The 21,429-nt window shown below is 50.9% G+C and carries 18 protein-coding genes; all 18 read right to left on the bottom strand.

Translation table 11 applies throughout. The features are described from left to right. Positions 1 to 52: 52 nt before the first annotated feature. The 18 genes from BUA14_RS18000 to BUA14_RS17910 all read right to left on the bottom strand — a co-directional run bounded on the left by BUA14_RS18000 (position 53) and on the right by BUA14_RS17910 (position 21,366). Entirely contained in the window at positions 53 to 826 is a 774-nt protein-coding gene (locus BUA14_RS18000) for a type II toxin-antitoxin system Phd/YefM family antitoxin (protein WP_072773853.1), read from the bottom strand. Positions 827 to 1,701: 875 nt separating this feature from the next. Then, the gene (ftsZ, locus tag BUA14_RS17995) at positions 1,702 to 2,769 is read right to left on the bottom strand and encodes a cell division protein FtsZ (RefSeq protein WP_072773852.1); all 1,068 of its coding nucleotides are present in this window, start codon (positions 2,767 to 2,769) and stop codon (positions 1,702 to 1,704) included. Positions 2,770 to 3,003: 234 nt separating this feature from the next. Then, a complete protein-coding gene (locus BUA14_RS17990) occupies positions 3,004 to 3,333 on the bottom strand; it encodes a small basic family protein (protein WP_005811377.1) in 330 nt (109 codons plus the stop codon). 18 nt (positions 3,334 to 3,351) lie between these two features. Beyond that, on the bottom strand, positions 3,352 to 4,077 hold the full coding sequence (locus BUA14_RS17985) for a cell division protein FtsQ/DivIB (protein WP_072773851.1): 726 nt from the start codon (positions 4,075 to 4,077) through the stop codon (positions 3,352 to 3,354). A 107-nt stretch (positions 4,078 to 4,184) separates the two neighbouring features. After that, entirely contained in the window at positions 4,185 to 5,444 is a 1,260-nt protein-coding gene (gene murA, locus BUA14_RS17980) for a UDP-N-acetylglucosamine 1-carboxyvinyltransferase (protein ID WP_072773850.1), read from the bottom strand. Between the two features lie 16 nt (positions 5,445 to 5,460). Then, positions 5,461 to 6,327, bottom strand: a complete 867-nt coding sequence (gene murB / locus BUA14_RS17975) for a UDP-N-acetylmuramate dehydrogenase (RefSeq protein ID WP_072773908.1) — start codon at positions 6,325 to 6,327, stop codon at positions 5,461 to 5,463. After that, a complete protein-coding gene (locus BUA14_RS17970) occupies positions 6,257 to 7,081 on the bottom strand; it encodes a hypothetical protein (protein ID WP_072773849.1) in 825 nt (274 codons plus the stop codon). The genes murB and BUA14_RS17970 overlap by 71 nt, the downstream gene beginning before the upstream one ends. Before the next feature lie 71 nt (positions 7,082 to 7,152). Continuing rightward, positions 7,153 to 8,262, bottom strand: a complete 1,110-nt coding sequence (gene murG, locus BUA14_RS17965; protein WP_072773848.1) for an undecaprenyldiphospho-muramoylpentapeptide beta-N-acetylglucosaminyltransferase — start codon at positions 8,260 to 8,262, stop codon at positions 7,153 to 7,155. Positions 8,263 to 8,953: 691 nt separating this feature from the next. Then, positions 8,954 to 10,048 (bottom strand): stage V sporulation protein E, encoded by a 1,095-nt coding sequence (gene spoVE, locus BUA14_RS17955; RefSeq protein ID WP_072773846.1) that lies wholly within the window; start codon positions 10,046 to 10,048, stop codon positions 8,954 to 8,956. A 22-nt stretch (positions 10,049 to 10,070) separates the two neighbouring features. Then, positions 10,071 to 11,435 (bottom strand): UDP-N-acetylmuramoyl-L-alanine--D-glutamate ligase, encoded by a 1,365-nt coding sequence (gene murD / locus BUA14_RS17950; RefSeq protein ID WP_072773845.1) that lies wholly within the window; start codon positions 11,433 to 11,435, stop codon positions 10,071 to 10,073. A gap of 27 nt (positions 11,436 to 11,462) precedes the next feature. Further along, complete coding sequence (gene mraY / locus BUA14_RS17945) at positions 11,463 to 12,470, bottom strand: phospho-N-acetylmuramoyl-pentapeptide-transferase (protein WP_072773844.1); 1,008 nt, start codon at positions 12,468 to 12,470, stop codon at positions 11,463 to 11,465. 38 nt (positions 12,471 to 12,508) lie between these two features. Further along, complete coding sequence (locus BUA14_RS17940) at positions 12,509 to 13,972, bottom strand: UDP-N-acetylmuramoyl-tripeptide--D-alanyl-D-alanine ligase (RefSeq protein ID WP_072773843.1); 1,464 nt, start codon at positions 13,970 to 13,972, stop codon at positions 12,509 to 12,511. Next, on the bottom strand, positions 13,962 to 15,449 hold the full coding sequence (locus tag BUA14_RS17935; protein ID WP_072773842.1) for a UDP-N-acetylmuramoyl-L-alanyl-D-glutamate--2,6-diaminopimelate ligase: 1,488 nt from the start codon (positions 15,447 to 15,449) through the stop codon (positions 13,962 to 13,964). Before BUA14_RS17935 ends, BUA14_RS17940 begins: the two co-directional genes overlap by 11 nt. A 44-nt stretch (positions 15,450 to 15,493) precedes the next feature. After that, positions 15,494 to 17,542 (bottom strand): stage V sporulation protein D, encoded by a 2,049-nt coding sequence (locus BUA14_RS17930; RefSeq protein WP_072773841.1) that lies wholly within the window; start codon positions 17,540 to 17,542, stop codon positions 15,494 to 15,496. Between the two features lie 53 nt (positions 17,543 to 17,595). Further along, positions 17,596 to 18,075, bottom strand: coding sequence for a septum formation initiator family protein (locus BUA14_RS17925; RefSeq protein WP_072773840.1), 480 nt, complete (start codon positions 18,073 to 18,075; stop codon positions 17,596 to 17,598). A 41-nt stretch (positions 18,076 to 18,116) separates the two neighbouring features. After that, entirely contained in the window at positions 18,117 to 19,049 is a 933-nt protein-coding gene (gene rsmH, locus BUA14_RS17920; RefSeq protein ID WP_072773839.1) for a 16S rRNA (cytosine(1402)-N(4))-methyltransferase RsmH, read from the bottom strand. Between the two features lie 17 nt (positions 19,050 to 19,066). Next, positions 19,067 to 19,498 carry a division/cell wall cluster transcriptional repressor MraZ gene (mraZ, locus tag BUA14_RS17915; RefSeq protein WP_172625480.1) on the bottom strand — a complete coding sequence of 144 codons (432 nt, stop codon included), beginning with the start codon at positions 19,496 to 19,498 and terminating at the stop codon, positions 19,067 to 19,069. Between the two features lie 455 nt (positions 19,499 to 19,953). Then, positions 19,954 to 21,366: an NCS2 family permease gene (locus tag BUA14_RS17910; protein ID WP_207649555.1), complete on the bottom strand. Its 1,413-nt coding sequence runs from the start codon at positions 21,364 to 21,366 to the stop codon at positions 19,954 to 19,956. Positions 21,367 to 21,429: the final 63 nt, after the last annotated feature.

Below are 21,429 nucleotides of genomic sequence, written 5' to 3'. Positions count from 1 at the left end.
GACAACTCCTACAAAATCGGTTTGAGCCTAAGCCTTATTTGGCCTTAACCCTTTAAGAGAAAATCTCAGCCCCCGCAATGTCCAGATCAGGGAACCAGAAGGACCGGACCGTGTCCTCTTTCCGGTAGGTCATAAAATGTTCAATATCCAGGTCTTTAAACCCATAAACCAGAATAATCTCCTGCACAGGATCGACAATCCAAAACTCCTTGACCCCGGAAATCATAAAGGTGTTCAGCTTATCCACCATATCCCTGGAGCGGGTGCTGGGAGAGAGGATTTCCACCACCAGGACCGGCGTGCCCATATAGCGTCCTTTCTCATTGGTGGTCTCCGCCACATCACAGGCAATGAACAGATCCGGCTGCATTACGTCAGGATCTTTGAACCCCTCTTTGCGGAAATGCACATCAAAAGGAGCGTAGAACACCTTACAGGGCTTGCCTTTAAGATATTCCTTGAATTTGACATACAGGTCTCCCGAAATTTCCTGGTGAGTGAGGCTTGGGGAACCCAACAGCACGATTTCCCCATTGATGAACTCCATGCGCAGATCGCTTTTCTCATAGATCTCCATAAATTCCTCATAGGAGACTTTTTTGCCGCCGTACTGGTAGTCCAGAGCCTTCTCCTTCATGAGAAAATAGCGGTCGGCATCGGTGATGTAAGGAGTGAGCCGCACAGCCTTCTTGCCGTTTTTGGTAATCACCACTTCTTCGTTTTCGTTCATGACGTGGTCCAGGTATAGGCCCAGGTTGTTTTTCAGCTCCGTGGCTGTGATTATGTCGTTCGGTTTCATCGCATTAGTTTCTTTTTTATCGTCCATTTTATTATCACCTCGTACGATAATTATATAGCACCGCACGGATTATATCAACTATTTGTACGATAAACCAACTACTTACAAAGCGACCTGATCCGAAAGAGATTCAAAAAATGCCAAAGTCTACTTCTCCAGGATTTTGTTTACACCGTTCGCTCCATAAGCTGCGCGGACAAAACTAACGCGAAAAGCCCGCCGCTCCGAAAAGTCCACCTGCGCCGCTAAGTCATTCTCGGTGGCATGGCGGCTTGGGCGAAACCCTCGCCCGGTTTTCGTGGCTAAATCGGCTCCTCGAAAGCACTGCTTTCGCACTTGTTCTCATAGCCGGTTGGAAACGTCCTGTTTCCAACTTTTCTCCGCTGCATGCTTTTCGCGAAGTTTTGTTTCCGCTCGCTTAAATCCGCTCACTCATGTAAAGCAAAATCCTTGGGCTCCTTTTCGTATTTGAGCGGGTATGGCGTTGTAAGAGAGCTGTGCAAGAGGCCTCAGCCCCCAAAGAAAAGCTAAAAGAGACCCACAAGACGTAGCTTTACGCACAAAAGCGAAACGGATTTAGCGGAGGGGTGGTAAGGTCTGCAAGGCTTTCTTAACGAAGCGGAGCCACTGGTTTACATGCAGAAAGCAGCGGGGTTTGGCGGAGCTGTTAAGAAAGCGAGTAGACCAGCCCCGGAGCTATGGAGTTCGCGTTGTGCGTAAAGCTACGCGACCCGAGCAAACCCTTTCTTGTGCTATTGCAACTGTGCAATGCAACAACACCAAGGCCACCCCCGCCCTAAAAAGCTCCCGAGGAGCCAATAAGAAAAACCAGGCTTTGCCTGCTCACTGAGCACCCAAAGCCTGGCTCCTATGTACTTCATCAAACCGATTCAAGAAATTAATTACCGTCTGCGCCGCAAAAACTCGGGAATATCCAAATCCTCAGATGTTGCTGCCACCGGGCGAATCGCTTCATTGGCGTTTCCCCTTAAATTACCATTACCGGCAGCGGATTTTTGTTGATCAAAGCCGGTAGCAATGACCGTAACCCGAATCTCATCCTTCAGGCCTTCATCGATGACTGCGCCAAAGATAATATTAGCTTCAGGATCTGCCGCTTCAGCAATGATCTCAGAGGCCTCATTGACTTCAAATAAGGTCAGGTTTTGACCGCCGGTGATATTCAGCAGAACCCCTTGGGCTCCTTCAATGGAGGTCTCCAGCAAAGGACTGGAAATCGCTTTCCGTGCCGCATCCGCCGCTCTGTTCTCACCTGTTGCCGAACCGATTCCCATCAAGGCCGAACCGGTGTTGCGCATAATGGTCTTCACATCGGCAAAGTCCAAATTAATCAGTCCGGGAACCGCTATCAAATCGGAAATCCCCTGGACCCCTTGACGCAAGACATCATCGGCGATCCGGAAGGCTTCATGAAGAGCGGTATGCTTGTCTACCACTTGCAGCAAACGATCATTGGGGATGGTGATCAGAGTATCCACTTTGCTCTTAAGCTCGGCGATCCCTTTTTCAGCCTGCATAGCCCGCTTTCTGCCCTCAAAGGAAAAGGGACGTGTCACGACCCCAACCGTCAGAGCACCCAGCTCCTTAGCGATTTCAGCAACTATAGGGGCCGCTCCGGTTCCTGTGCCTCCGCCCATTCCGGCGGTAACAAAGACCATATCTGCGCCCTTCAGAACATTAATCAATTCTTCCCGGCTTTCTTCAGCCGCTTTTGACCCGATTTCAGGATTGGCTCCTGCGCCAAGGCCTTTGGTTAATTTATTGCCTATCTGGACTTTCTGACCGGCCCGCGAGAGGTTAATTGCCTGGGCATCGGTATTCACCGCTACAAAATCCACACCTTTTAAACCCGCCGTAATCATGCGGTTAACCGCATTGTTGCCACCGCCCCCGACCCCAATCACCTTAATCTGGGCGAACTGATTAAAGTCCATATCAAATTCAAGCATTTAGCTGACGACCCCCTCGCTTATATTAAAGAAAACCTTTTATCCATAATGCGATTTCCCAGTAGAGTTAATCCCGGTTCGAAGCAAATTCAAAGTATTCCCATACCAGAGATAAATTCTATGGACAGGCATATTATCCTTCTTTTCACTTCAATTTTTTAACATGAAATATTATCCACAAAACCTAATGTTCACGGATTATCGTCAAAAATATCCTTTTATTCTTCCCTATCTCTATCTCCTAATCAAATGTCGGCGAATAATCGCTAAGTTATTGAACAATCGGACTCCAAACGCCACCACAGCTGCCAGGAACAGGTCCACCCCAATCCGGTCTCCCACATAAGCAAGGATTCCAGCCAGCAGAATGTTGGTAAAGAAACCCGAAAGAAAAACGACAGAGTCAAAATGGTCTTCCTGAGCAGCACGAATACCTCCCAATACGGAGTCCAAAGCAGCCAAAATAGCCACTGAGAGATACTTCGAATATTCAACAGGCACAGAAAACGGGCTGAACCAGCCGATAGCCAGTCCCAGGATCAGACCTAAAAATGGTAACCACATGTAAGAAATTCCTCCTCATTAACGACCGATAACAGGCTTAGCAGCCGTGAAATCGATATACCTTACCCCATTCTTAAACGACTTATACCCCTCATCATTGATCAGCGTATAAAGGGACTTAAGTTTTTCTGCCCAGGCATCAGCTTTGCCTAAACGGACCTCTATGCCATCCGTCAAAAAAAGGATAATCTGCTGGATAGGATTTACATAGATTTCCCCTATCAAAGGCTTTAACTCCTCAGGGGCTTGTCCTAGCAAATTAAGGGCGGCCTTCAGACCGGGAAGATCCAATTCCTGCCCAGGACCTGCTGTATCAGGAAGAGTCACCCCATTGATCACCGGATAGCTTTGCTCAGGCCAGCCCTCCCGACGACGGAGATAAATCCCTTTACCGTCCACCTCAACTATTCCTGAAGTGACAATCACCAGAGCTACAGGAGTACGCTCCTGAACCTCCAGGACCAAACGATTGGGGAACTTCTTCTTGAATGCCACCGACTCCACCAGAGGGTGAAGCAGCACCTTTTGCTCAAGCTGCCTTTGATCCAACATAATTAGATTTTGTCCTGTTACATCCGTAGTTAAACGTTCGATTTCATTGAGAGGAATTTCTTGCAGGCCCTCAATGCTGACTGCTTCAATGTTAAAATAGCTGGACTGCAGAAAGAAGCTTATCCCCACTACAGAGAGTATAACAAGTATGGAAATATAGAGAAAGGATGTAGTCGATTTCCTAGGCTCCACGGTCACTCCCCCCAGCTCTCAGTATATCGAATACAATCCTCTCTGTCATGTCTTTCTTTAGGAATCCTTTAATTTCAGCACTCTAGTACTCTGTATGTTACAGATTACTAAGATTTGACCCGTTTGAGCCTGGCACCCACACTGCGGTATTTTTCCTCCAGATTATCATAGCCGCGATCGATATGTCCCACCTTTTCCAGCACAGTGGCCTCTTCGGCAGCTAAAGCCGCCAGGAAAAGTGCGGCTCCCGCCCGCAGATCCGTAGCCTCTACAAAGGCGCCCTCCAGACTTTTCACACCGCGGATAATGGCTGTCCGCCCTTCCACAGTAATTTGAGCTCCCATGCGGCGAAGTTCATCGACATGCTGAAAACGGTTTTCGAAGATGGTTTCAGTAATGATGCTGGTCCCCTCAGCCATAGACAGCAGGGCCATGAATTGAGGCTGCATATCCGTTGGAAAACCGGGATGAGGCATGGTTTTGCAATCCACCCCCTTGATCTTTTTCTTGCCCTTGACCCGAATCGTGTCATCCCCGAGGATGATCTCCGCCCCCGCTTGCAGCAGTTTGGCCGTCACCGGCTCCAAATGCTCAGGAATCACATTGCTGATTTCAATATCCCCCTGGGTCATAACAGCGGCCACCATATGGGTCCCCGCCTCGATCCGATCCGGTATCACCGTATGCTCCACAGGGTAGAGCTTGCTCACTCCTTCAATGCGCAGGACATCCATGCCGGCACCGCGGACTTTAGCCCCCATCTTGTTCAGGAAATTTTGCAGATCGATAATCTCCGGCTCCCTGGCCGCATTGTAGATAGTGGTGGTTCCTTTAGCCAGAACAGCCGCCATCATAAGGTTTTCCGTAGCCCCTACACTGGGGAGATCCAAATAAATCTTAGCCCCTTGGAGCTGATCCGCCCAAGCCTCGATATAACCATGTTTCTCTTTAACCTTGACCCCCAGCTCCTGGAGACCCTTGATATGTTGATCCATGGGCCGCGAACCAATCGCACACCCGCCCGGTTTGGAGATGCGCACCCGCCCGTTGCGAGCCAGTATGGGACCAAGGATAAGATTAGAGGCTCGCATTTGACGCATCAGTCCTTCATCCACTTCCCAGCGGGCCAGGTCTGAAGCATCCACAAGCAAGGCTTCTTTTTGATCTTCCACACGAGCACCGAGATATTCCAGCACTTCAATCATATTGCTGATATCGGCTAAATGGGGAATATCCAATAGGGTGGTTTTTCCTGAAACCAGCAAAGAAGCTGCCAATAAAGGTAGGGATGAGTTTTTGGCTCCACTATTACGCAGTCTACCTTCCAACTGTTGTTTTCCGGTAATGACATAGCGATCCATCGCCATGAAAGATTCCTCCCTCTTAGCTGGGTGGGATGTACCGCACCTCAGTCTTTAACTCAACACCGAACTGATGATGAACATCCTTTTGTATTTCCCTAATCAAGGCTAATACATCGCGGGCCGTGGCATTTCCTTGGTTTACTATAAAATTGGCATGCTTTGAGGATACTTGAGCTCCGCCTAATCTCTTTCCCTTCCAACCGGCTTCCTCGATTAAACCTCCCGCCGAACCTCCGGGAGGATTGCGGAACACACTTCCTGCATTAGGCAGCTCCAAAGGCTGGGCTGCTTTGCGCCTGGCCAGGTTCTCACTCATGGTGGCCTGGATCACATCCGGATCTCCGGGTTTCAGGTGAAAAACTCCCTCCAGGACAATGGCCTGATCCCGTAAGGAACACTCCCTATAACCAAACTGTATGTCTTCTTTAGCAAGCCGCTGCACTTCTCCCTCTGGAGCCAGGATTTTAACCTCTTCCAGAATATCCTGGATGCTCCCTCCATGGGCTCCCGCATTCATAACGATCGCTCCACCCACTGTGCCCGGAATCCCCCGGGCAAACTCCAATCCCGTCAAGCCGCGATCGGCTGCCTCTTGAGACAGCCGGGCCAAAGAATATCCCGCTCCCACAGTGACCCATTCAGAATCCCATACAGACTGAGCTAAGCCCGTGCTGATCACCGTTACCCCGGGTAATCCTTCATCCGGAAACAGCACATTGGAGCCCCGGCCAAATAAGCGAAACGGTATGCCCTGCTCCTGACACTTAAGCCAAATTTCCCGGAGCTCTTCCTCACTTTCCGGCCAACAGACAGTTTCAGCCAGCCCCCCTATACGCCAGGTATTCAATTTCTGCAGAGGGTACCGGTGCTCGATCCGTCCCCTCATCCCTTGCCATATCATTGGTATACCACCTTATGTTCATCATATCATAGGCACGCCGGATACTCCGCCAGGGAACCCCCAGCTGGAGTGCCTGCAGCACTACTGTATATACTGCATCATCCAGGGCTTTGTTTCCACAAGGGGCAACATCCCCCAGATACTCGAAGCGGTCTTTATCCCCATAGAATTCCATCTGCTCTCCCTGACAAACCCAACAGCTTTCAGTGAGAACCAGCTGGGGCCGGCGTCCAAAGCTCTCATGACCCCAACACCCTGTAAGCCAGCTTTCAGGGATGATCCAATGCAGGCCGTTATTGATGCGAACCTCCCATTGACCTTCCTCTGTCTGCCACAATAATGACGGCTCAAATCCGGCACAATCCAATATTTTCCACAAAAAAGGTTCATCATCTCCTAACCCGGAATTTACCGGGAGGATGATCTCTTCTTCCCAATACCTATGTAGGAACTCTGTCAGTTCTGTTTGCATAAGCCCTCGGGAGAGGCCCCATTGCCGGTGAGGATCCTCCTGAGGGGTTCCGGGCCAATAGAGAATTTCTGTGGGTCCTGCATCGGATGCATCATACAGCTCCTCTTCCAGACCCGGGATTGTTCCATCTGCCCAATCGACGCTAGCTTCAGAGGATGCTTCTCTGACTATAACATCTCTATGTAGGGCATTCAACAGAGAAAGAATTCCTTGCCACTCATCCCTATCTTGGGGAACGAGAAGTAATATTTTCCGCTTAGGCCACAAAGCAACCCACTCCCTTCCTTCTGACTGTCATATGTTATGCAGCGCAGTCAGAAGGTGTGAAAGGGCGGAGATTATTTCCAGGCCGTATCCAGGCAGACTTTGACGATCTTATTAAGGGCATCGGGCTGACCCAGACCCTGGGCGGCTTGAGCCATCTTGCGCAGTTTTTCAGGCTTTTCCATAAGCCCTTGCACCAAGGCCCAGAGATTTTCACCGGTTAGATCTTTATCCAGAATAACACAGGCGGCACCATCTTTCTCCAGAGCCCTGGCGTTGAATTCCTGATGGTTTTCAGCTGCCAAAGGATAAGGGATAAGAATCCCCGGTTTGCCAGCCACCATAATCTCGGCTAAGGTCGTTGCTCCGGCTCGCCCCACGAATAAATCAGCACAGGCCATAGCCTCAGGCATATCCTTGAGATATTCAAGGACCCGCCAGTTTTCCCTCTGCCACTGAATCCCCTGTGCCTTTAAACTCTCCAGAGTTTCCTGATAGGTCGCTTTACCGGTAGCCCAAATGACTTGAATATCTTTTCTGCCTGCCAGATGCTTAAGCACGGTGGGCATGGCTTGATTGATACTGCGGGCACCCCGGCTTCCCCCTGTCACAAGGAGGGTCAGACAATCAGGGCGCAGTCCTAAACACCCCGCCCCTTTCTCCCGGGATATATTCCCTATCTCAGGGCGTACAGGCAAACCTGTCAAAACCAACTTCCGCCTCACACCGAAGTGAGCAATGCTCTCCGGGAAGGTCACCATGACCTTGCGCACAAAACGGGTGAGAATCTTATTGGTAATCCCCGGCAGAGCATTTTGCTCATGGAGCAAGGTCGGAAACCCAAATAAGGCCGCAGTCAATACGACCGGCCCCGCTACATATCCTCCCGTTCCCACGACAAGATCCGGTTTAAATTTTTTGAGAATCTGTTTGGTCTCCCACAGGGCTTTAAAGCTCTTGCCCCCGACTTTGAGAGTTTCCAGGCTGAGTTTGCGGGGCAGCCCCTGCCCGGAAACTCCTGCAAATTCAATCCCGGCCTCAGGAACCAGGCGCGCTTCCATCCCTTCCCGAGTGCCTATGTAAAGAATTTCAGCATCCGGCTGGTGGACGAGAATCCCTTTGGCGATGGCCAGAGCCGGATAGATATGGCCCCCTGTTCCTCCACCTGTTACAATCACGCGCATGGAATTCTGCTCCCTTCGTGTTTGGTCTTTTGGATATTCTTTGAGGTAATCTCCAGGATTTTGCTATCCGCGGTCACTCTATAAAGCTGCGCGGACCAATCTAATCGCTCAAGCACTCCGCTCCGCCGGGACCTGCGCCGCCAAGTCATTCTCTGTGGCGTGGCGGCTTGGGCGAAAGCCTCATCCGGCTTTCGGCCCGCCCAAATCGCTCCTCGAAAGCACTGCTTTCGCACTTGTTCTCAATGGTCGGTTGGAAACGTCCTGTTTCCAACCCGACTCCGCTGCGTACTTTTCGCGAAGATTGGTTTCCGCTCGCTTTGAAGACGTTTCCCGCTGTATAGCAAAATCCTTGGGTCCCACTTATAAGTATATGTACGGGTGTGCTTCTTGAGACTCTCCAGCCGATCCCGCAAGCGAGCTTGCGATTACAGTATGCGAGGCCTTTACGGGAGCAGCTAAGCAAACTTGGGCTAAACTGCACCTCAGACTGCGGGGCGGGTCACACGGATGTGACACGCCGCCTATAGAGCAGGAGCGATTTAGGCGGGGACCCCGCCGCTTGCAAAAGGCAGTTTAGCCCTTAGTTTGCCCTGCGACCGTAATTTCCGAGCGTCTGTAATCGTAAGCTCCCTTGTACACCTTCCTGCCAAGTCCCTCTTGCACAAATTCTGCAAGCCAGCCCCAAGCGTCGCTAGCGCGACTCCCGCGAAATATTCAAAAGCACTCCTACCCCCAGCATGGTAAACACCAGGGACGTCCCGCCATAGCTTAGGAACGGCAGGGTGATTCCCGTCACGGGAAGCACTCCGCTGACCACACCCATATTGATCATCGCCTGTATGCACACCATCCCTGTCAGCCCCACAGCCAGAAAGCCGGTAAAAGCATCCGGTGCTCCCATAGCCACCCGGAACCCCCGCCAGGCAAACAGGAAGAAGAGCAGGATGACGAGGGTAGCGCCTACAAAGCCCAGTTCCTCCCCGATCATAGCGAAGATAAAATCCGTATGATTCTCCGGGAGATAAAGAAACTTCTGTTTGCTTTGCCCCAGGCCTAAGCCAAAAAGCCCGCCCGGCCCCAGAGCAAGCAACGCCTGAATCGTTTGATATCCCTTTCCTGAAGGATCCACCCAGGGATCCAGGAAGGCAAAAATCCGGTTCATGCGATAGGGTTCCGCTATAATGGCGGCCACCACCAAACCCACACCGGCGCCTCCTAAGCCGATAATATGGCTGGCTCTGGCACCTGCGGCAATCAGCATAAAGAAAGTCACTCCGGCGATGACAAGGGTTGTTCCCAAATCAGGCTGGAGCATAATCAGGCCCGCAACAAGACCCAAAAGCCCCAATACGGGAAGCAGACCATGCCGAAAGGACCTAATCTTATGAGGATCAATGGATAAGATGTTGGCCATGACCAAAACCATGGCCAACTTGATCACTTCAGAAGGTTGAATGGATAAAGGACCCAGACCGATCCAGCGGTCAGCACCATTAACCCTGCGCCCGATCCCGGGAATCTTAACCATGATCAGGAGGACAATAGCGATAATAAGAGCCGGCTTTGCCCAACGGCGCATAAGGTCCAAATCCAGGGTCATGGCCACAATCATCGCCACTAAGCCAGCGACAACCCACATCACCTCCATTTTCAGAAAGTGATAGGGATCGTCATACATCACATATCCTTTCACAGCGCTGGAACTGTACACCATTACGATTCCTATCGTAAGGAGCGCCAGGATTGCTCCAAGTAAGACCAGATCAGGGCGACGACGTCTTGGCATGTTTAGTTCCCCCTTTGAAAATTTAAATGGGTTCCCTATAATGCCTACGCACTAACTCCTTAAAGAATTCCCCTCTTTCTTCATAACTCTTAAACATATCCCAACTTGTACAAGCCGGTGAGAGCAAAACCACATCCCCGGGCTCTGCTTCGGCAATGGCCAGCTCCACAGCCTCTGCAAAAGTCTCAGCCCGCAGGTAATGCCGGATTCCTGCATCTTTGGCCGCCTGCTCCATCTCAGCCGCCGCCGAGCCGACCAGGACAAGGCTTTTCACCTGTTCCTTAACCGTTTTCATGAAATCATGGAAATCCAAGCCTTTGTTTTTCCCCCCGGCAATAAGCACGATGGGCTCCTCAAAGGCATATAAGGCTTTTTCTGCCGCATCAGGATTAGTCCCTTTGGAATCGTTAATAAAAAGGATCCCCTCATAGGTCCCTACCACTTCCTGACGGTGCTCAACCCCTTTAAATTCCCGGAGGCCTTGAGCGATCTCCTCCCAGGAAAGTCCCAGCTCCCTCACCGCCGCGATGGCAGCCATCATGTTTTCCAAATTATGATTACCCCTGAGCTGAAGTTCCCTGCGCTTGATGATGGGAGTGATCTTCCCGTCCCTGGCGAGAACAATCTCATCCCCTTGCACTCCGTATCCCTCTGCCAGTAGAGAAGTAGGGCTAAAGAAGACCACCCGGGCCTTGAGATGAGGAGCCAATTCACGAACCCTGGCATCATCCCAGTTTAAAATAGCACAATCCGACGGCCTTTGCTTCTCAAAGATCCGGGCCTTGGCCGCCAGATAATTCTCCAGGGTCCCATGACGATCCAAATGGTCAGGAGTCACATTGAGGAGAATCCCCACATTCATACAGAGACTGTCCACCAATTCCAACTGAAAACTGGAAAGCTCGGCGACGATAATTCCTTCCTCATCCAGGTTCTCCACCTGATCGCTTAAGGCCACGCCGATATTGCCGGCGACCAGAGTGGATTTTCCGGTCCGCTTGGCCAGTTCCCCAATCAATGTGGTGGTAGTGGTTTTCCCATTGGTACCTGTCACACCAATCTTGAAGGCCGGATGATCTCTCAAGGCAAGCTCAACCTCACTCCAAATCAAAGCCCCCTGGGCAATTCCCTCTTGAATAAAGGGGAGTTTGGGGGACACTCCGGGAGAAAGAACAATCACTTCAGCCTCTACCTCATGCCATTGCGGGATATGGCCCAACACAAGTTGTCCATCCGGCAAGCCCAATTCTAAGATACCACTGAGTTGATCCGGCTCCTTTTGATCCGTTAAGATGACGCGGGCGCCCAGGGCTTTCAGTCTTTTAACTGCCGCCAAGCCACTTCTTCCAGCACCGACGACCAGTACCTTTTTTTTCTTTAAATTCATTCTTTCACCCTCTTGAAAAAATCAAGCTCAGAACATTCCAGCCATGTAAGCGATTACCCCAAGCACACCGCACAGAAGAGAAGCCAGCCAAAAAACCATGACGACCTTCCATTCATTCCAACCGCCCAGTTCAAAATGGTGATGCAATGGGCTCATGCGGAAGATCCGCTTACCCGTAGTCTGATAGGAAAAGACTTGTAAAATAACCGAAATTGCCTCAACCACATAGACCCCGCCAATAACCAGGAGAATGAGCTCCGTTTTAGTCAGCACAGCTAATCCGACCAACGCTCCCCCCAAGGCTAAGGAACCCGTATCCCCCATAAAGACCCGGGCCGGGTTTTTATTAAAGCGAAGAAAGCCGAAACACCCTCCGACAGCAGCGGCCGCAAAGACCGCCAGATCGGATTCATAGGCCAGGATAGCCACCCTGCCTCCTTGGGAGGCAGCCAGCCAGGCAATACCAATATAGCTCAGCATACTGAACAGAGTGGTACCTGCCGCCAAGCCGTCCAGCCCATCCGTCAGATTAACAGCATTGACAATCCCTACGATAATAAAGACAACGAAGGGATAGTAAAATAAGCCTAATTCCAAATGGATGGAAGTAAAGGGAATCACAAGATCCGTCCCCCGCCCCAGATAGCGATTAGCTGCCCAGGTCAGGAGGAATGCCAAAGCGATTTGACCAATTAATTTTTGATATGCCCTCAAACCTAAGGAGCGGTGCAGCACCACTTTGATGAAATCATCAATAAAACCAATCAGGCCATATCCCAGCATGGCACTGATCACCATGACCATTTCCAGGGACGTGGGTTTCTCCGCCATGACCAGAGCACTTACGACAATCCCCACTAAAAAGATAATGCCACCCATGGTGGGCGTTCCAGCCTTAGCTAAATGCCGCTTGGGGCCTTCCTCACGAATAGTCTGGCCAAATTTCATCACCCGTAAAACGGGAATCATCAACGGCCCAAGTATTAAAGTGATCATCAGCGCTAAAGCAGCAGCCAAAAATATGCGTTCCCACATGGATTAATTCCTTCCTTTACTCTTAGCATAGCGACACACTAATCTTTGCGAAGTGCCCTTGTGACTTCTTCCATTTTCATACCGCGAGAAGCTTTGATTAAGACCCAAGTGCCTTGATTTAAATCTGCCAGCAACTCCTGGGCTTTCTTGATCGCCCCCTCGCGCTCAGGAAAAGAATGAATCCTTTGGGGTGATAACCCCTTTTCCAAAGCTCCGCGGGCAATTTCCTCTGCCAGCGGACCAACGGTGATTAGTTCAGAGATTCCCAGGTCGGCTACCGTCTGCCCCACTTCATAATGCCCCGCCCGGCTGGCTTCCCCCAGTTCATACATCTCTCCCAGTATGGCCAGAGTGGACTCCCCCCCTCTTTCCTTTAAGACCTGCAGGGAGGCCTTCATCGAAGTCGGGTTGGCATTATAGACATCACTGATTAAGGTGCTGCCCCCCGGTCCCGGTTGAAGCTCCAGGCGCATCCTGGATAGTTCCATAGCAGCCAGACCCTGGCACCCCTCTTCCAGGGATACATTCAAAAGAACCCCGACACTGAGGGCAGCCAGAGCATCCAGCACATTATGCTCTCCCGGCAGAGGCAGGTGAACCGGGACATGGGGACAGGTCTTCTGTCCCACTTCGGCTACCACCACTTCGGCAAACGGGACAGCGGACCTGTCCCCGTGTCCCACTTGAAAACTGGTTCCCAGAGTACCGAAGGGTGTCAGATTCATTCCCCGCAGATCGGGTTCGTGGAATCTCCCTTCCAGGCCGTAGAAAAAGGTCTGATGCGGGTCTTGTCCGGCCAGCTTCACACTCCACTCATCCTCCCCATTGAGGACCGCTACCCCTGTCTCGGGAAGGGCCTCGATCAGCTCCCACTTAGCCCGGGCAATAGCTTGCTGTGAGCCTAAGAGCTCCATATGGGTCGTGCCAATATTGGTTATAACACCGATATCCGGGCGGGCTATAGCACATAAAAAAGCGATTTGCCCCAATCCGCGCATGCCCATCTCTAAAATAAGCACTTCCGTATTTTCTGGAGCATTCAAAATAGTTATAGGAAGGCCCAATTCATTGTTTTGGTTCTCCAAATTCTTATGCACACGGTATTTTTCACTTAAGACCGCCGCCACCATATCTTTGGTGGTGGTTTTTCCATTGCTGCCTGTGATGGCCACCACTTTGGCCCCCAGCTCCTTGTGCCAGGCTTGAGCCAAAGCCTGCATAGCGGCAAGGCCGGACTCCACCCGGATCAGAGCTTTGCCCTCGGGGACCCGGACTTCCCGGCGAAGTTCCAGACGTTCCTTCTCGCCGATCACCACCGAAGCGCCTTTCTGCCAGGCTCCTTCCATATAATCGTGTCCGTCTGCCTTTTCACCCACTAAGGCAAAAAAGATCTCCCCTTCTTTGACCCCCCGGCTGTCGATACAACAGCCGGAAGCCCTGACATGGGAATCACCTGTCAATTCCCCCCGGACCAAATCAGCAATCCTTTGGCTATCCCACATAACCGAGCCTCCTTAAGGCTTCCCGGGCTACTTCCCGATCATCAAAGGGGAACACATCCTTGCCGATGATCTGATAATCCTCATGACCTTTTCCGGCAATCAGCACCGTATCCCCTTCCTTGGCCAGCAGGCAGGCGCATTCAATGGCCTCCCGGCGGTTCACATTAGCGGTATAATCGATTCCCTCGATCCCCTCCAGAATATCCCGGATAATCTGCCGGGGATCCTCGGTACGGGGATTATCTGAAGTGACAATCACATGATCGCTGAGTTCCTCGGCGATGGCTCCCATCTGGGGCCTTTTTCCTTTATCCCGATCCCCGCCGCAGCCAAATACCGTAATCAGGCGGCCTTGGGTAAACTCCTGAGCCGTTTTGCAGACATTCTCCAAACCATCTGGAGTATGGGCATAGTCGACGATGACCTGGAAGGGCTGCCCCATCCGCACACTTTCAAAGCGTCCCGGAACCCCTTGGACCGCTGCCAGGGCTTCGCAAACCTGCCGGGGGCTTCTTCCGCTCTCCACCCCCCAGGCAAAAGCAGCCAGAGCGTTGTACACGCTGAACATGCCCGGGGTTGAGTATTCCACCTGCGACCCTCCGTCCTTAAAACGAACCGTGAATTTAACTCCCTCGGCAGTCAGCAGGATATCCTCCGCCCGATAATCCAGAAGATCGGCGTTAACTCCATAGGTCACCACAGGAGCGGCGGAAAGCCGGATTAAGGTCTCAGCAGCCGGATCATCCCCGTTGACAACCCCCACCTTAGGTTCTTTAACCCCGGTAAGGCCGCTGAAAAGTTGGGCTTTCGCCTGGAGATACTCCTCCATTGTTTTATGATAATCCAAATGATCTTGTGTCAAATTGCTGAAAATACCTGCGTCAAATTCGCACCCTGTCACCCGCCCGAAAACCAAGGCATGGGAAGAGACTTCCATGACAGCCAATTGCACCCCTTCATCCACCATTTCCTTGAGCAGCTTCTGGAGATCAATCGCCTCCGGGGTGGTCCGGTTTCCCGGCAGTTCCCTGCCCGCGATGCGGGCTCCTAAAGTGCCGATTAAGCCCACCTTCTTACCTTCCCCTGCGGCAATACTCTCCACAAGGTAGGTAATGGTGGTTTTCCCATTGGTTCCTGTTACCCCCACCACTTCCAATTGAGCGGCAGGATGATCATAGAGGTTGGCTGCGAGATTTCCCATAACCTCCCGCACCTTTTTCACTTGGAGTTGAGGAATATCAAGAGGGAGAATCCGTTCCACCAGTAAGGCCGCTGCTCCTTGGGCAATGGCTTGGGCTGCAAAGTCATGGCCGTCCACATTCATTCCGGGCACACAGGCATAAAGGTCTCCGGGCTGAACCTGGCGGGAATCCATAACCATCCCCTGGATCAGAGTATCTTGATCTCCAACATGATTCACAATTTCAATTCCGGATGCAATCTCTGAGAGTTTTTTGCGAACAGACTTCACCCTCATCACTACCTTTCAATTCTATTATAGACAGTAAAAATCTATTGCAATCATTGGCCTAAGGGCTGCCGCCAGGGCATTTGCAGCATGGTTTCTATGTCGATATCCACTTCCTCTTCCACGGCCCACCAGTTTCCTGAAGTGGGAGCTCCCGCCTCAGAACCAAGATAGAGCAGTACCGAGGATCCCTCTTCCACTTTAGAATCCCCATGAGGAATTTGGTCCTGAACAACTGTCCCACTGCCTTCCGTCAGAACGGTAAAGCCGGCTTGCTTCAGAGACTTCTCAGCCTCAGCCAGAGTCAGCCCGAGAACAGAGGGGACCGTTGCCGCTTTTTTCACTGGAGGTATCTGCATATCCAAGCGGGGTTTGCCCAGCGTCAGAGGGGCTTTCAGATCCATTTCCACACCTAAGTATTTCAAAGAATCCTGCAGAACTCCTCTCACCGGCGGAGCCGCCACAGATCCCCCGTAAAAGGGCACACCATCGATCACACAAAGGATGGCCAGCTGGGGATTATCGGCCGGAGCAAAGGCAATAAAGGAAGCAATGTATTCCCCTTGTATGTACGCCCCATTGGCAACTTTTTGGGCGGTCCCGGTCTTGCCCGCCACCCGGTATCCGGGCAGAAAGGCTCGGTACCCCGTGCCGTTGGTGACCACAGACTCCAGCATCTGCCGGGCAGTTTTCGAAGTACCCTCGCTGATCACACGCCGCACGTCCTGAGGTTCAAAGGATTCCACCACGTTCCCCGAAGGTCCCACGATCTCTTTAACCAATTGGGGCTTCATCAGGTTCCCGCCGTTAGCTACTGCGGAAACTGCCGTAAGCAGCTGAATGGCCGTCACATTATTGGTTTGCCCGATCGACATGGTGGCAAGATCCAAGGCCGTAGCTCTCTTTTTCCCGGCTAAAATTCCTACAGCTTCACCGGACATTTCGATTCCCGTTTTCTGACCAAAACCGAAGTCATGGAGGTATTTATAGAATTTATCCATACCCAGGCGCTGGCCCATGGCGACAAACCCTGGGTTGCAGGAGTTTTCAACGACCTGAGTGAAGGTCTGGCTGCCATGGCCTCCACGCTTCCAGCAATGAACGGTTTTACCCAGGATGGTCACTCCTCCCGGATCAAAAAAACCTTCCTGAGGACTGATCTTCTTTTCCTCAAGGGCAGCCGCCAACGTGATAATCTTAAAAGTGGAACCTGGTTCATAGCCGTTTTGAATCGCTATATTGCGCCGGGTACTCTGATCATAGTTGTTGTAATAATTAGGATCATAGGTAGGCGCCGAAGCAAGAGCCAAGACCTGCCCGGTATTGGGATCCATAACCAGGATGGTGCCGCTCTTGGGGACCTGCCCATTCATATTATCCCCTTGGCCGGACATCAGCTTCTGCAGTTCCCGCTCCGCAAAAGCCTGAATATTTTTATCGATAGTCAGACGCACCGTATTGCCATTCTTAGGGGAAACATACATTTGATTGGCAAAGGGCAAAGGAATACCATTAGCAGCAAACTCTGTCAATACAGCACCCGGGACTCCGTTCAACTCAGAATCCCTAGTCAACTCTATTCCTTCCAACCCCTGGTTGTCAATCCCCGCAAAGCCAATAATATGTGCGGCTAAGGTGCTGTTGGGGTAATAACGCACACTATCCTCAGTAATCCCAATCCCAGGCAGCTCTAAGGCCCGGACTTGAGCCGCCACCTCCGCCGTAACCCTTTTCTTGACATATTCCAAAGCCGATCGCTTGGTTATTCTTTCCATAACCTGCTCAGGTCCCATCTCCAGGAGGCCGGACAAAGCATGGGCGATCTCCTCCGCTCTGCCGGAGGAGCGAACTTGGGCAGGCACCGCATAGACAGTCTCGGTACTGACACTCATGGCCAGCACCTCCCCGTTGCGATCCTCAATGTTTCCCCTTTTGGCTGCCACAGGAACCCCCCGATAATGGCTTTCATCAGCCTTATCGCTTAAAATCGCCCCCTGAGCCAATTGCACAAAGGCCAGACGGACAATCAGCACCACCAAAAAAGCACTGACACAGAAAAAAAGAAAGGCGATACGTTTGCGCATGACGACATAAGGACTCATCGTCCCACCCCCTATTCTAGGGCGTCACAGCAAACTCTACCGCCTTTGATCGTTTATCGTTGTGTGGAAGCAAAAAAGCTTGTAAATTTCTGCGAAATCTGTTCCAAAGCGGAAGGCTCCTTAACGACCTCTTCCGCTTTGGCCGGTGTTGACTGGACGCCCATTTCAGTCTTGGCGACAGGCAAGGTTCCAGCCACATAGACCGTTCCCGCAGGTTTTTCCATGCCCATGGCAAGTGCAGCACTTTCAATCCGGCTTACCGATCGCAGTTTATCCACTTGGGCCTGCAGAAGATCATTATTGGCCTTCAAGTCGGCAATCTCCTTCTGGGTCGCCCGGATTTGTGCTCCCTTAACCACCGTCAGATTAATAGTTTCCGCGGCAAAAACTGTCGCTACGGCCACCACTAAACTCAAGATAAGTACACTTTTCCAGTGAGAACGGGGCTTCTCCCTATGGACAGGTTTTTTTGCTTTGCGGGGTTGCTTCTCTATGGGCTGTTCCCATTCAATTTTTTCCTGCGCTAATACCAAAGGTATTCCTCCTCCGTTCTCTTTAGAATTCAAAATTCAAATCAAAGCTTTTCAGCAATTCTTAGCTTAGCACTGCGGGCCCGGGGATTGGCTTCAATCTCCTGGAGACTGGGCAGAATCGGTTTGCGATGAACTAAACGGGCTACTGCCTTGGCGCCGCATTGACAAACCGGAAAAACCGGCGGACAAGTGCAGCGGCCTAACCAGGAGTTGAAGGTTTCTTTCACGATCCGATCTTCCAGAGAGTGAAAGGTGATGACTCCTACCCTTCCTCCCGGAGCCAGACAGCGTATCACTTGGTCCAGAGCTCTCTCCAAGACCCCCAGTTCATCGTTGACGGCTATGCGCAGGGCCTGAAATGTCCTCTTCGCAGGATGAGGCCCTTCCCGGCGAGCCCCTGCCGGAATCGCTCTTTTGATAATATCCACTAATTCACCCGTAGTTGTGATGGATTTCTGTTTACGGGCTTCCACAATAAACTCCACAATGCGTTTGGACCATTTTTCCTCTCCATACTTCCAGAGGATCTCAGCCAGTTCTTCAGCTTTCCCTTCATTGACCAAAGTCTTCGCAGACAGTGGATTCTGCGGATTCATCCGCATGTCCAATTCCGCATCCTGCATATAGCTGAACCCTCGTTCAGCCTCATCCAGTTGGGGGGAAGATACCCCCAGGTCAAAAAGGACACCTTGAACGGGAAGAAGTTCCAGAGATTGAAGAGACTCCTCCAACCCTTCGAAATTGCGGTTGACCAGAAAAACCCGGGGGTCCCCTGCAAATTTCTCCTGAGCGTTATTGATGGCTAAGGGATCCTGATCGAAGCCCACCAGCTTTCCTGTTTCACTCAGCTTCGATAATAAATAACCACTATGCCCCGCTCCCCCCAAGGTGCAGTCCACATAGGTGCCCGAAGGATCCCTGACAACCCCGTCCACCGTTTCTTTGAGCAAAACTGTGACATGATGAAATTCCAAACCATTCGACCTCTTCTCTATATTCCCAGGTTCACCAAAGATTCTGCAGCACTGGCATAAGCATCTTCAGCCTGACGGGAATAGTCTGCCCAAAGGGCCTGACTCCAAATCTCCACACGGGAGGAGACGCCCACCAAGACCGTATCCTTATCAAGCTGAGCATATTCCCGCAGGTTAGCCGGCAAAAGAATTCTCCCTTGCTTATCCAACTCGCATTCAGTAGCCCCGGAAAAAAAGAAACGGACAAAAGCTCGTGCTTCAGGTTGAGTAAAAGGTAAGGCCCGCAATTTCTCTTCGAGCACTTTCCATTCGTCCAATGGGTAGACAAAGAGACAGTGATCTAAGCCTTTGGTGGCGATGAACCGCTCCCCTAAGGCTTCTCGGAATCTTGCCGGTACAATCAGCCGGCCTTTTCCATCGATCGTATGGAGGTATTCCCCCATGAACATACTTCGTCACCCCACAGCGGCGTCACTTTGCCCCACTTCAACCCACTTTACCCCACTTATTCTCCATTAATGAAGATTTTCCTTCTTGCCGTAAGAGCTTTTTTTGCGAAAACCGAAAAATGGGAAGAAAGTCCTATTGAAATAAAGAAAGCTCTCAGTCAAATTACCAACCGGTTGGTAATTTGACTGAGAGCATGAATCAAGGGGACAGATCCCGTTATTCAGCCTGAATCCCCCAGTAATTTTCCCTTACCCTATGCAAAAATGCAAAAAACCAGGGCATGAGTTTCCGGCCTCAAGCCCTGATGTCTCCACTTTTGAGAAAATTCCCGGTCAAATTCCCAAGCGCTTGGGAACTTGACCGAAAAAAACAGCAAAAGACAGGTCCCCTTCTTCACAGCTTAGGAGGAATACTCCGGGCGAGTGAATAACAGGACCTGTCCCCTTGATTCAAATTAGATTCTGGCTAAAAGAATAAAGTTAAGAACAAAGAGCAGAGTGGCGATCCACAATACCGGGCTGATTTCTTTGGTCTCACCCTTGAAGACCTTGACGATGCAAAAGAAAATAAAGCCGGCGGCGATACCGTAAGAGATGCTGTAGCAAAAAGCCATGAAGATACCGGCAAAGAAAACAGGGATGGCTTCGCTTAAATCTCCCCACTTAATCTCCTTGAAGGAAGAAAGCATCATGATACCGACGATGATTAAAGCAGGAGCAGTAGCTACACCGGGAACCGCACTGACCACCGGGGCTAAGAAAGCACTGGCCGCGAAAAGAACAGCGACCACAATGCTGGTTAATCCAGTCCGTCCACCAGCTCCGATACCGGCTGCGCTTTCCACATAAGTGGTTGTGTTGGATGTTCCGAAGATGGAACCTACCGAGGTAGCGATAGCATCGGCAAAGAGGGCCTTGTCCATTTTGGAACTGAAGCCTTTGCTGGTTTCCATGGCTTTCAGATCGGCTTCGGAGAAAATTCCTGAACTGCGGCCGGTACCGATAAAGGTACCAATAGTGTCAAAAACATCGGATAAACTGAAAGCAAAAATAGTGACCAGAACGAGAGGAATCTTAGCCGGATCACTGAAGAGGGAAACGAGTCCGGGATTTCCGAAGGCTGCCATAAACGTTTGCGGCAGTTCAGCAAGAGCATCGCTAAAGCTGATGGAGGAACCCATATGAGTAAGGCCTAAAGGAATACCGACCAGAGTTGTCACAATAATACCAATCAAAATAGCGCCTTTAACATTGCGGATAAGCAAAATAACGGTAAGAACGAGGCCTAAAATAGCCAGAAGTACGGAAGGAGAATTTAAAGTAACAAGGGCCGGAACGGCACTGGAGCTTGCGATAACCGTTCCGCCGTCACCCAGTTGAACATAGGTTCCGGGGTCGGAGGTAAAGGAAAGCAAGCCGGCATTCTTAATACCGATATAAGCAATAAAAATACCAATACCGCCGCCAATAGCGTTTTGCAGGCTTACAGGAATGGATGTAATAATTTTTTTCCGAATGCTTGTCACTGTGATTAAAATATTAATAAGACCACATAAGAAAACCATGGCTAATGCTTCTTGCCAGGTAAAACCAAGACCAAAAACAACTGTAAAAACAAAAAAGGCATTAAGTCCCATACCTGGTGCTTGGGCATAAGGTACATTAGCGACTAGACCCATGACTAATGTTCCAATAACCGCTGCGATAATCGTAGCCAGGAATACTGCACCCCAAGGCATACCCGCTTGAGAAAGCATAGCCGGATTGACCATGATGATGTAGGCCATTGCGAAAAATGTAGTGAGTCCGGCAACGAGCTCAGTGCGGACATTGGAGCCGTTTTCCTTAAGTTTGAAGAAATTTTCCACTCTGATTCCTCCTGTTTTATTGTTATCTTTGCCATTATTCGTCATAAACAGACTTGCAATGGC

It is taken from the genome of Desulfitobacterium chlororespirans DSM 11544 (assembly GCF_900143285.1).
GTDB classification, from domain to species: domain Bacteria; phylum Bacillota; class Desulfitobacteriia; order Desulfitobacteriales; family Desulfitobacteriaceae; genus Desulfitobacterium; species Desulfitobacterium chlororespirans.
The sequence above is the reverse complement of the archived record's forward strand: the minus strand, read 5'-3'. Positions and strand labels throughout refer to the sequence as shown.

What these genes read in the sequence shown, in the direction of transcription:
- BUA14_RS18000 (WP_072773853.1), bottom strand. Translation starts at nt 826, where the DNA reads ATGGACGATAAAAAAGAAACTAATGCGATGAAACCGAACGACATAATC.
- ftsZ (WP_072773852.1), bottom strand. Translation starts at nt 2,769, where the DNA reads ATGCTTGAATTTGATATGGACTTTAATCAGTTCGCCCAGATTAAGGTG.
- BUA14_RS17990 (WP_005811377.1), bottom strand. Translation starts at nt 3,333, where the DNA reads ATGTGGTTACCATTTTTAGGTCTGATCCTGGGACTGGCTATCGGCTGG.
- murA (WP_072773850.1), bottom strand. Translation starts at nt 5,444, where the DNA reads ATGGCGATGGATCGCTATGTCATTACCGGAAAACAACAGTTGGAAGGT.
- murB (WP_072773908.1), bottom strand. Translation starts at nt 6,327, where the DNA reads ATGAGGGGACGGATCGAGCACCGGTACCCTCTGCAGAAATTGAATACC.
- murG (WP_072773848.1), bottom strand. Translation starts at nt 8,262, where the DNA reads ATGCGCGTGATTGTAACAGGTGGAGGAACAGGGGGCCATATCTATCCG.
- spoVE (WP_072773846.1), bottom strand. Translation starts at nt 10,048, where the DNA reads ATGCCAAGACGTCGTCGCCCTGATCTGGTCTTACTTGGAGCAATCCTG.
- murD (WP_072773845.1), bottom strand. Translation starts at nt 11,435, where the DNA reads ATGAATTTAAAGAAAAAAAAGGTACTGGTCGTCGGTGCTGGAAGAAGT.
- mraY (WP_072773844.1), bottom strand. Translation starts at nt 12,470, where the DNA reads ATGTGGGAACGCATATTTTTGGCTGCTGCTTTAGCGCTGATGATCACT.
- BUA14_RS17940 (WP_072773843.1), bottom strand. Translation starts at nt 13,972, where the DNA reads ATGTGGGATAGCCAAAGGATTGCTGATTTGGTCCGGGGGGAATTGACA.
- BUA14_RS17935 (WP_072773842.1), bottom strand. Translation starts at nt 15,449, where the DNA reads ATGAGGGTGAAGTCTGTTCGCAAAAAACTCTCAGAGATTGCATCCGGA.
- BUA14_RS17930 (WP_072773841.1), bottom strand. Translation starts at nt 17,542, where the DNA reads ATGAGTCCTTATGTCGTCATGCGCAAACGTATCGCCTTTCTTTTTTTC.
- mraZ (WP_172625480.1), bottom strand. Translation starts at nt 19,498, where the DNA reads ATGTTCATGGGGGAATACCTCCATACGATCGATGGAAAAGGCCGGCTG.